We start from the raw sequence: 10,089 nt of genomic DNA, 5'->3' as shown, positions 1-10,089 counted from the left end.
GCGGAAAGCAGGGCTTCCAGCGGCGGCAGCACGAAGCGTGGATCATCCCCGTTCATGATGCGTGCCTGACCAAATGCCAGAGCCGATCCCGGCGTCGCATCGAGCCTTGCATAAAATTCAGGTAGGGGCCTGCGGAACAGGCGGACGGCGTTTTCGCGATAGCCCGGATCGGTCACATAGGCGGTGAGCAATTGCATCTGCCGCTCAAGATCTTTGGCAACGACTGCTCCAGCACCCCCGAAATAGGTTGGCGCAGACAGGAAACCGGGGCTGGCGGTCGTACCCGCGAGCACTACGCGCAGATCGTCGATGTCATATTTGCCAAGCCCGCCGCTGGCGAAAGCACTGTCCATAAACATGCCCAATGGCTGGTCGGAGTGTGGCATCGACAGCTTGCCGCCATCTATCCGCAGCGTCCAGCGGACCCTGTCTTTCTCGAAATCGGTGCGCTTGATGTTGAGCCGGACATTGTTTGCGAAGCGGATGGTGCGAATATCGAGGTCGGCTATTCTTTCGCCCTCGGCCACCGCGCCACGCGGGCCAAAATCGGAATAGCCCCATTCCAATGCGGTTCGCTCGGCTGGAGCAGCGACCGGCTGTTTCCGGCTTTCGGCAAAGGCCGCCAACAGGGCTTCAGGCGTCGCCGCGTCGGCTTTCTTGCTCGACAGGAAAATGCGCGGGCGATCAAGGCGCCCGTACCAGTTGGCAAATTCCTGGCTGATGGCCTGCTTGGTCATGAACGGGCGTAGTTGTTTCCACAAAAGCAGCCGGTAGTCGGCGCTGGTCACAATATCCTCGTCGAGGTTGGTCAATTCATTGGCAAAGCTGCTGCTCACGCTGGTCGGTTCGCTTTTGACTGCATTATCGAACGCGGCATCATAGCGTTTGATCTGTTCGGCTATTTCCTGCTCCGAAAAACCATGTTCGACCGCCTGCCGAACCATCTGTTCGACAATGGGCAGCACTGTGTCCCAGCTGCCGTCCTTGCCCGATATTGTCATCCCGATGCGCGCATGCTGATCACAAAAACCAGCGGCGAAGCTAAGGCCGCTGCTGAGCAACGGTATATCTTCGTTGCGGCTTTTGCGCGAAATCCGGTCGGAAACTATCGCCGCTGCCATACCCATTTTCAAGTCAAGTAACGCGCGTTCGAATGTGTCAGCGCGTTTTTTGTCTGCCACAATCTGTTCAATGTTGAGTGCTTCATTGACCTCGGGATGATTGAAAAAGGCGGCTTTGGCAGGGCGATCATTGTCGAAACCGCAACGGTCGATTTTTCCCAAGGCGGCTCCCGAGCCCTGCCAGCTGGAAAATTTACGTATGATCTCGCGTTCGACCGCCTTCGGATCAACCGGCCCGACGATTACCAGACGTGCGCGATCGGGAACATAATATTTGCGATACAGCGCTTTCATTTTGTCGGCACTGGCGGACTGCAGCACTTCCAGCTTGCCAATCGGGTAGCGCGTGGAAAAATAGCTGTCGGGATAAAGCAATTCGCTCGCTGCGCGGTTGCGCTGGAAACCGAAATTTTCGCGGTCGCGCATTTCGGCGATCACCACGCCGCGTTCACGGTCGACCGCGTCCGGGTCGAATGTCACTTCACTCGCCGTTTCGCGCATCAGGAATAGCGCGCGTTCGATCAGCGCTGGATCGGCTTTGGGCAGATCGAGCTTATATTGGGTGCGGACAAAACCGGTCGACGCATTGGTGTCTGCGCCAAAGGAGAGGCCGAGCCTTTCGAGTATACGGACCATTTCGCCCTCGGGCACATTGGTCGATCCGTTGAACGCCATATGCTCGATGAAATGCGCTAGGCCCTGTTCGTCGTCGGCTTCGGCAGCCGAGCCGAATTCGAACGCGAGCCGCACCAGCACCTGATTTTCGGGGCGTTCATTGCGGCGGATGGCATAGCGCAGGCCGTTGGGCAGGCGGCCATATATGATGCGGCTGTCGGCTTCGAGTTCGGTGGACTCGCTGTTCCATGGCGCGGTTCGCGTCGCACCCGATGGCGGGGCAGGCACTGCCGAAACAGGTGTTGCGACGAACAGCGTGCCCGAAAGCAACGCCAAGGCTATGACGGCAAAGGATTTCCCCATACGCCGTTTATCGCCGATTTTCCGCCAATGGCAATCGCCATTGGTCGAAATCATTTGCCCTTTCGCAGGCGGTGGGTGACCATATCTAGGACTGCGCCTTCGCCTTCCTCGGGCATCAGGCCAAGGCGACGGGCCACTTCCTGATAGGCTTCGGCTTCGCCGCCCAGATCGCGGCGGAAACGGTCCTTGTCGAGCTTTTCGCCGGTTTCGATATCCCACAGACGGCAGCCGTCAGGGCTGATTTCGTCGGCAAGGATGATGCGGCTGAAATCGCCATCATAAAGACGGCCAAATTCGAGTTTGAAGTCGATCAGGCGGATGCCGATCGCCGCGAACATGCCGCTCATGAAATCGTTGATGCGGATCGCCATTGACGAGATGTCCTGCATCTCTTCCTGGCTCGCCCAGCCGAAACAGGCGATATGCTCTTCGGCGACCAGCGGATCGCCAAGGCTGTCATCTTTGTAGCAATATTCGAGCAATGTGTGCGGCAGGGGGGTGCCTTCTTCGATGCCCAAACGCTTTGACAAGGTGCCAGCGGCGACGTTGCGTACGATCACTTCGATAGGAACGATTTCTACCTGCCGGATCAATTGCTCGCGCATATTGAGGCGGCGGATGAAGTGCGTCGGGATGCCGATATGGGCAAGGCGGGTGAAGACATGCTCGGACACGCGATTGTTGATCACGCCCTTGCCGCTGATCGTGCCCTTTTTCTGGGCGTTGAACGCGGTCGCATCATCCTTGAAATATTGGATCAGCGTGCCGGGTTCGGGGCCCTCGTATAGAATCTTGGCCTTGCCTTCATAGATTTTGCGGCGGCGTGTCATCGGCATATCCCGTAAAAAACAAATTACCCCGGTGCCAGCGGGACTCGGTGAGTTCGGGCTGGCCGGGGTTCTTTCGCGCCCTTAGCCGAAACTGGCATTCGGCGCAAATATTGATAGGGTGGGCATGTGCCGATCGATATCGACCTGCTTTTGAGCGCCTATGCCCACGGCATTTTCCCCATGGCGGATTCGCGTGAGGATAAGGAATCTTTCTGGGTTGAGCCAAAGCATCGCGCCATCCTGCCGCTTGACGGCTTTCATGTCTCGAAATCGCTCGCCAAAACCATCCGGCAGGACCGTTTTGTTGTGACGTGTGACAGGGGCTTTGCCGGCGTGATCCGCCTATGTGCGGAAAGCACCGAAGGCAGGCAGGAAACCTGGATCAATTCCGAAATCGAAGACGCATTTTTGCGGCTCCACCATTTAGGGCTGGCGCATAGCGTCGAATGCTGGGTGGAGGGTCGGATGGTCGGTGGGCTCTACGGGCTGGCGATGGGGAGGGCTTTTTTCGGCGAAAGCATGTTCTCACGCGCGACCGACGCGTCCAAAGTGGCGATGGCTTGGCTGGTTGCGCGGATGAAGCTGGGTGGTTTTGAGCTGCTGGATTGCCAGTTTATAACTGAACATCTGCAGTCGCTGGGGGCGATTGAAATCAGCCAGAAGCACTATCTTGATCTGCTGGAGGTCGCGTTGGCTGACCTGCGATCTCAGGTTTCGACGGTGGCTTCGCCTTCGCCGCTGGTCGCTTCATCGTCTGCAGGGGCAGGGGGTGCCGCCGCTGGTGCCTTGTCCGCAGGGGCAGACTGGGGCGCGCTTGACCGGTTACTGGCAGATTCGTCTTTAGGCTCCTCGACGGGCGTTTCTTCGCCGGGGAAGCTCATCCTGCATTCCTTGACCCAGACGTCATAAATCGGATGTTGGACGATATTGGCCGCCGGATTTTCCTTGAACAGCCAGCCTGAAAACACCTGAGCCCAGCGTTCGGCATCGTTGGTGCCTGCGGGGCGTTGACGTACGATCAGTTGCACAAAAGCACCCTGATCCTGATAAGTTTCCCAAGGCGCCGTCTTCTCGCAAGCACGCACCCGGATAACGACTTTGCCAAAGCGAACGGATTCGCCGGGCTTTACTTCAAAGTCGCGGGTCTGGCCGTTGCGCTTGTTCAACAGGCCGATGACGGCCACCCGTTCGGCCATCGGTGTGCCGATTTGCACTCCCTCCACCGCGACCGGTTTATCGGCGCTGGCAGTGGTTTTTGCTTTGGCTTTGGGTTCGGCCTGCGGCTCTCCACTGTTGCAACCTGACAGGGTTAAAGCAGCAGAGATAAGCAGCGCAGGAAATAACCGGCTCATGCCGCGTCGGGGCTCCATGCCTCATAGTCGCCGGTCGCCGCCGCGCGATGCCCGCCACGTTCAAGCGCGCCCTGCGGCCTATAAGCAGCATCGCTGCCAGTGGGATTTGCCGACTGCGGCAGTTCGAAATTGCGCTTGGGCGGCAAATAGCTGTCGGGTTCGCCTTCGAATGTTCCGTGTAGCCAGCCATGCCAATCGGGAGCGACCCGGCTTGCATCATTGGCGCCATTGTAGATGACCCAGCGGCGTGCACCGTCTTTCGAGCGATAATAGCGATTGCCCTGATCGTCTTCACCCACAAGCACGCCCTTGCGCGCGCTGTAAAAGGCCGTGCCGACGGTAGCGCCGTCCCACCAGGTGAAGATTTTAGCCAAGATTCCCATGCGCCGCCGATTAGGCGGAAGTGCCCGGCCTTGCAATCAAAAAGGCGTTTACTTGGCCGTCCAGCGGACAGTGTCGCCAGGCTTGATGCCCAGCTCCGCAGACAGGCCGCCGCGCAGTTCGAGTACGGCGGTGACCGCCGCAGTCGATTCGACGGGGTCGGTCGAATAAGGAACCGCATTGGCGGCAATATTTTCGATTTTCCCGTCAGCCCGGATGAAAATGATGTCGAGCGGGATAACGGTGTTTTTCATCCAGAAGCTCGCCATGCGTGGCTCGTTAAAGAGGAACACCATGCCCTTGTTGTCGGCGAGTTCGGTGCGGAACATCATGCCCTTGGCCTGTTGCTGCGAACTGCGGGCGATTTCGACGGTGAAGGCGTGGGTCTTGGCGCCGCTTTTTATGCAGAGCCGGGTTTGCTCCAACCCTGCTTCGCTTGGATCAAGCGTCGCACCGGCTGCGCAGCCTTTGGCTTCGGCTGCACTGCTGCCGCCCGTTGCCAGACCGCTGCAGCTTGCAAGCATTATGGCGACCGATGATGCCAAAATCCATTGTGAGCCAATCATTGCGCCGTTTTCCCGCAGACGATTTTGGCCGAACCGGGCTGGCGCACAAAGCAGGTCGCGCTGCCGTCGATCTGGATTGTTCCCGATCCGCTGTTTGATATCTCGACCTTCTCGTTGATCAGCAGATGCGTTGTCGCATTGCCTTGCTGGAAGAGAACTGCCTGCATCAGCGGCATTTTTGAAGCATCCATTTTGCCACTACCGCTCACCGAAAGGCGTGCCGCTCGGATTTTGCCCGACGCAATATTTATACCGCCTGTGCCTGCGAGATTCACCTCGACGCGGTCGCTTTCGATCTTGCCGACATTAATTTGCCCTGCGCCTGACATTTTGAGCGCAACCACCATTCCGGGCGCCCGGATCTGGTTGATGTCCAGCTGGGCGCTGCCGTCGACGCTCACCTTGCGGACGCCGCGCCCTCCCAGAGTGACAACCAGCGGCGCGCCGATCTTTGCTTTCTGGGTGGTGCCCTCATAATCCTGAACGCGGATCTTTATGGTCAATCCGTTGCGTTCGATTTTCAACGCCTCGACCAGACTGTGATCGCCGCTGGCTTTGGCCGACGGCGCCTTCATATTGTCGAGCTTGACGATGATATCGCCTTCGACGATCAATTCGTCAAAACTGCCGACCAGAAAGGATTTGGTCGCGGCACGGGCTGAGTAAGGCGTTTGCGATAGCATCAACGATATGCCGATTGCCAATATGGCTGGGCCTATGGGGCGCTGCATGCGGTTTCCTTGCACCTGTCAGGCCGCAATATGCGGCAAGTAGCGGGCCTTATGCATTTTGCGATCGCTCCGGTCAAACGGCAGGATGGCCAGTCGAGCGAGGCACAAACAAAAAAAGGCTCCCAAGCAGGGAGCCTTTGATGCGTTTGGAATGGAGGCTTATTCGGCCTTTTCGTACCATTGCGGTGCGGACACTTTGAGCACGTCGAGGATCTTCTTGAGCGCTGCCGGTTCGTCGGTCTTTTCCATCGCCGCGAGTTCGCGGGCGAGGCGGCTCGATGCCGCTTCGAAAATCTGGCGTTCGGAATAGCTCTGCTCGGGCTGGTCGTCCGGGCGGAACAGATCGCGGGTCACTTCAGCGATCGACACAAGGTCGCCCGAATTGATCTTGGCTTCATATTCCTGTGCACGGCGTGACCACATGGTGCGCTTAACCTTGGGCTTGCCCTTCAGAGTTTCCATGGCTTCCTTGAGCGTCTTGTCCGAAGAAAGCTTGCGCATGCCAACGCTCTCGGCCTTGTTGACCGGAACGCGCAGCGTCATTTTTTCTTTCTCGAAGCGCAGAACATAGAGTTCGAGTTGCATACCAGCGATTTCCTGGTTCTGCAGTTCGATAACCCGGCCGACGCCATGCTTGGGATAAACAACATAGTCGCCAACGTCGAAAGATATAGCGGAAGTCGCCATCAAATGGACCCTTTCTGGATTGTATATTGGGCATCTTGGGCGGGCAAAATCAGTCGTGCTGCCTCTGCCGCAATGCCGGTGCCTGTCGTCTGAAACTCTCTTTTCTGACCGCCATTGTCGGGGCGGGAATCTAGTGCTTGCGAATGTGTATAACAGATTCGCAATAAAATTTCAATGTTGCGATGCAACAGGCGGATTCGGTGTCAGCCCGAACCCAATTGGCGGACGTTTGCCGGCTCGTCCGACGACGATGATCGCCCCCCGGATTTCACTTCAGAGGCATCGATCCAGCACAGGTCCATATGCGACAATATGCGGTCGTCATGGCCGCGAAGCGTTACCGGCAGGATTGGCTTATGGTCGCGGGCATCGCACAAGACCGGATTTGAAGGTATGCCCGTCGCCCAGCGCTCACCCCATTGGCGCAGCGCGATCATCGTCGTCAGAAAATCGAGGCCCTTGGCGGTCAGCCGATATTCGACGCGACGGCGATCATCGGGGCAGGGGCTTCGGTGCAGGATGCCAGCCTCGGTCAGGCGGGTGAGGCGGTTGGCAAGGATGTTTCGCGCAATGCCGATCTCGGTCAGGAACTCTTCGAAATGGCGGACGCCGTTAAAGGCCGCGCGCAGGATCATGAACGACCATCGTTCGCCAATCGCTTCGAGTGCGGCGGGCAGGCCGCAATTGTCGATATCGCTTAAAGGCTCTCTCAATTTCCCCATGGATCTGTCCTAATGTGCCTGCGAAAATTTGCCAGCCGAATATCAGTTTTCAGTTGCAACTTAAAACCTAGTGGAATAGATGGCGATTCGCAACTGGTTTTCCAGGGGCTCAAATCCAGGCCAAGCCCGATATGGGATGGTCGGGTTTGACAAACAAGGTCCAGATAAAGGATTGAAGACATGAACCTCTCCCAAACTTCTTCGCGCTTCGGCGCGCTCGTCGGCGCTGTCGCAACCAGCGCAGTTCTCCTTTTCGCAGCCCCGCAGGCACATGCCAACGCCGGTCGTTTCTACACCGTTGAACTGGCACAGCCTGCTGTCAGCTCCAAGGCTGTTGTTCGCGGCGTAGTATTCCAGTGCGAAGGCACCAGCTGCCGCGCACCGCTTGCAAGCTCGGCTCCACGCAATGTGTGCGCCAGCGTTGCCAAGGAATTCGGCGAAGTGACCAGCTTCAAGGCTGGCGATCGTCTTCTCGAAGCAGACGACATCGCCACCTGCAATGCCAAGAAAAAGGTCGTCCTCGCAAAGGATTGATCCTGACGAATATGAGAGAAATTCGGCCGCTCTCACACACCGCGATCAGGTGACAGGCCACCCCTTCACCTGATCCAAAGGCCGAAACAAACTGCGCCGGATTGCGCTCGCTGCCTCCTCTCCCCCTTGTGCAGCTTGCGCGGCCGGCGCTTTTTGTTGTTAGTCGCTTTCGTCCTGTTTCGATGTTGATTGGTCGAGCAGGAATGCAGTTAGTCGACCGATCAATGCTGCTTTTCACAAATTCTGCCAATCGCTGGATATGACTAGGGGAAACCGGACAATTTCGCTCGCCGTACTCGGCGCATTTCTGACAACTCCTGCTATTGCCCAGCGGACCGATGATAATGCGGTCACCAGCGCTGAAGATGCCTTTGGAAAATCCGTCGGAGATGAGCAGATCGGGCTTTACAATCCGGGCCTAGTGCGAGGCTTTTCCCCCGAAGCAGCCGGAAATTTACGCATCGAAGGACTGTATTTTGACCAGCGCGCGGCCGTTACCGATCGCCTGCTTGATGGCGCGACCATGCGCGTTGGTATTTCGGCTCAAGGCTATCCTTTTCCCGCGCCGACCGGAATTGCTGACTATTCGCTCCGCAAGCCGGGCGGCGAATTTATCGCGTCCGCCGCATTGACCTATGGCCCATTCGGGGGGCGCTCCGCCGAACTTGATGTGCAGATCCCCATCGATGGAGACCGATTAGGCGCTACCGCTGGAATAGCCATTTCCAAAGACGGTTCGACCTTTGGAAGTTCGCCCAATTACGAGGGTTATGGTGCGTCGCTGCTCTTCAAACCGCATAAGAATATTTCAATCCAACCCTTTTGGGGGCGCATCGATGTCAGCGACGAAGATGTGCAGCCGCTTATCTTTACGAGTGGCGATTTTTTACCCAAGAAATACAAGCGCTCCACCTATTTTGGGCAGAAATGGGCGGAAAATGCGGGGCGTCTGGAAACCTTTGGCGTTGTATCGCGCGCAAAGTCAGGCGGTTTCGACATTGCGACCGGGCTTTTCCGGTCAAACAGTGATCTTGCCAAAACCCACGCCGATTTATTATTCGATGCAGATGCCAATGGCAATGTCGGCCAACGCATCGTCGTCGCGGATCGTGACGATTATAGTCGCTCCACGTCGGGCGAAATCCGGGTTTCGCGTGCATTTGTCGAAGACAGCCGCCGTCACACGATTATCGCTTCGATGCGCGGGCGTTCGTTAAGCCGGGCTTATGGCGGGTCGGCACTGATCGATTTGGGAGCCAGTGTTACCGGTGTTGAAGATTTCCGGCCTGAACCAGCTTCCATATTTGGGGCAAAAACCTTCGACAAGGTTGAACAAACGAATGTCGGACTTGGCTATGAGCTTCGATGGCATGAAATCGGTGAACTGAGCGCCGGTGTGCAAAAAGTGAGCTATTCGAAATTGGTAACCACACCGGCAGGCGAATTGCCCGAAACCAAGGATAATCCGTGGCTGTTCAGCTTCAATGCCGCCGTTTATCTGTCGAGCGGTATCGCACTATATGGTGGCTATACGCGAGGACTTGAGGAAAGCGATGTCGCTCCCGCCAACGCCATCAATCGCAACGAAGCACCGCCCGCGATCCGCACCGACCAAAAGGATTTAGGGATACGCTGGAATATCAGCCCTAATGTATCAATGATTGCGGGGCTGTTCGATGTCCGCAAACCTTATTTCAATCTGGATGCAGCGTCGCGGTTCCGCGAGCTGGGTGAAATCAGGCACAAAGGCGCGGAGCTTTCGATTTCTGGAGAGATCGCCCCTGGCCTGCGTGTCGTTGCTGGCACAGTCTATCTCGACGCGCGGATCAGCGGGGAAGAGGTGCGTGCAGGCCTGATCGGAAGTCGACCCGTCGGAGGCTTCCGCTTGCACACCATTGCCAACGCCAACTGGACTTTCCCTTGGCACAAGGCGTTGACGTTCACTGGGCGTTTCGAGCGCACAAGCGACCGGCCAGCCAATGTGCAGAATACGCTCTTCATTCCGGCGCGATGGGTAGGCAGCTTGGGCGCACGTTATCGTGCAACGGTGGGGACAGTACCCGTATTGGCGCGCTTCAATGTCGACAATGTGCTCAACACTTACGGTTGGGCTGCGGGCGGAAACGGCTTTTTCATCAACAATGGCGGTCGACGGTTCAGTTTGAGTATCGCCGCCGACGTCTGACC

General features: G+C 57.2%; 10 protein-coding genes and 1 pseudogene. 3 read left to right on the top strand and 8 right to left on the bottom strand.

What is annotated here, in order from left to right:
* Positions 1-2,099 (bottom strand): pitrilysin family protein (locus ABL922_RS07525; RefSeq protein ID WP_349023593.1); only part of this gene is annotated, 2,099 nt, incomplete at its 3' end.
* 50 nt (positions 2,100-2,149) lie between these two features.
* The gene (purC, locus tag ABL922_RS07520; protein ID WP_349023592.1) at positions 2,150-2,929 is read right to left on the bottom strand and encodes a phosphoribosylaminoimidazolesuccinocarboxamide synthase; all 780 of its coding nucleotides are present in this window, start codon (positions 2,927-2,929) and stop codon (positions 2,150-2,152) included.
* A gap of 126 nt (positions 2,930-3,055) precedes the next feature.
* On the opposite strand from purC, the gene aat reads away from it, so the two are divergent.
* Entirely contained in the window at positions 3,056-3,838 is a 783-nt protein-coding gene (gene aat, locus ABL922_RS07515) for a leucyl/phenylalanyl-tRNA--protein transferase (protein WP_349023591.1), read from the top strand.
* A gap of 35 nt (positions 3,839-3,873) precedes the next feature.
* Here the strand turns inward: aat and ABL922_RS07510 are convergent.
* The 6 genes and pseudogenes from ABL922_RS07510 to ABL922_RS07485 form a co-directional block, all read right to left on the bottom strand.
* A pseudogene (locus ABL922_RS07510) lies at positions 3,874-4,125 on the bottom strand (DUF2155 domain-containing protein); the annotation flags it as partial.
* Positions 4,126-4,277: 152 nt separating this feature from the next.
* Positions 4,278-4,664, bottom strand: coding sequence for an NADH:ubiquinone oxidoreductase subunit NDUFA12 (locus ABL922_RS07505; RefSeq protein WP_349023590.1), 387 nt, complete (start codon positions 4,662-4,664; stop codon positions 4,278-4,280).
* A 48-nt stretch (positions 4,665-4,712) separates the two neighbouring features.
* On the bottom strand, positions 4,713-5,186 hold the full coding sequence (locus ABL922_RS07500) for a DUF192 domain-containing protein (protein ID WP_349023589.1): 474 nt from the start codon (positions 5,184-5,186) through the stop codon (positions 4,713-4,715).
* Positions 5,187-5,224: 38 nt separating this feature from the next.
* Complete coding sequence (locus ABL922_RS07495) at positions 5,225-5,959, bottom strand: DUF2807 domain-containing protein (RefSeq protein ID WP_349023588.1); 735 nt, start codon at positions 5,957-5,959, stop codon at positions 5,225-5,227.
* A 159-nt stretch (positions 5,960-6,118) separates the two neighbouring features.
* Positions 6,119-6,646, bottom strand: coding sequence for a CarD family transcriptional regulator (locus ABL922_RS07490; RefSeq protein ID WP_298600434.1), 528 nt, complete (start codon positions 6,644-6,646; stop codon positions 6,119-6,121).
* A gap of 203 nt (positions 6,647-6,849) precedes the next feature.
* Positions 6,850-7,368, bottom strand: coding sequence for a helix-turn-helix domain-containing protein (locus ABL922_RS07485; RefSeq protein WP_349023587.1), 519 nt, complete (start codon positions 7,366-7,368; stop codon positions 6,850-6,852).
* Between the two features lie 180 nt (positions 7,369-7,548).
* Between ABL922_RS07485 and ABL922_RS07480 the strand changes: the two genes are divergently transcribed.
* Positions 7,549-7,902, top strand: coding sequence for a hypothetical protein (locus tag ABL922_RS07480; protein WP_349023586.1), 354 nt, complete (start codon positions 7,549-7,551; stop codon positions 7,900-7,902).
* 259 nt (positions 7,903-8,161) lie between these two features.
* Positions 8,162-10,087 carry a TonB-dependent receptor gene (locus tag ABL922_RS07475; protein ID WP_349023585.1) on the top strand — a complete coding sequence of 642 codons (1,926 nt, stop codon included), beginning with the start codon at positions 8,162-8,164 and terminating at the stop codon, positions 10,085-10,087.
* Positions 10,088-10,089 lie beyond the last annotated feature (2 nt).

It is taken from the genome of Sphingorhabdus sp., assembly GCF_040079335.1.
Classification (GTDB): domain Bacteria; phylum Pseudomonadota; class Alphaproteobacteria; order Sphingomonadales; family Sphingomonadaceae; genus Sphingorhabdus_B.
The sequence above is the reverse complement of the archived record's forward strand: the minus strand, read 5'-3'. Positions and strand labels throughout refer to the sequence as shown.

Bases quoted from the DNA above. Each gene is read 5' to 3' on its own strand.
- ABL922_RS07500 (WP_349023589.1), bottom strand. From the start codon at position 5,186: ATGCTTGCAAGCTGCAGCGGTCTGGCAACGGGCGGCAGCAGTGCAGCC.
- ABL922_RS07490 (WP_298600434.1), bottom strand. From the start codon at position 6,646: ATGGCGACTTCCGCTATATCTTTCGACGTTGGCGACTATGTTGTTTAT.
- ABL922_RS07495 (WP_349023588.1), bottom strand. From the start codon at position 5,959: ATGCAGCGCCCCATAGGCCCAGCCATATTGGCAATCGGCATATCGTTG.
- ABL922_RS07480 (WP_349023586.1), top strand. From the start codon at position 7,549: ATGAACCTCTCCCAAACTTCTTCGCGCTTCGGCGCGCTCGTCGGCGCT.
- ABL922_RS07505 (WP_349023590.1), bottom strand. From the start codon at position 4,664: ATGGGAATCTTGGCTAAAATCTTCACCTGGTGGGACGGCGCTACCGTC.
- purC (WP_349023592.1), bottom strand. From the start codon at position 2,929: ATGACACGCCGCCGCAAAATCTATGAAGGCAAGGCCAAGATTCTATAC.
- ABL922_RS07475 (WP_349023585.1), top strand. From the start codon at position 8,162: ATGACTAGGGGAAACCGGACAATTTCGCTCGCCGTACTCGGCGCATTT.
- ABL922_RS07485 (WP_349023587.1), bottom strand. From the start codon at position 7,368: ATGGGGAAATTGAGAGAGCCTTTAAGCGATATCGACAATTGCGGCCTG.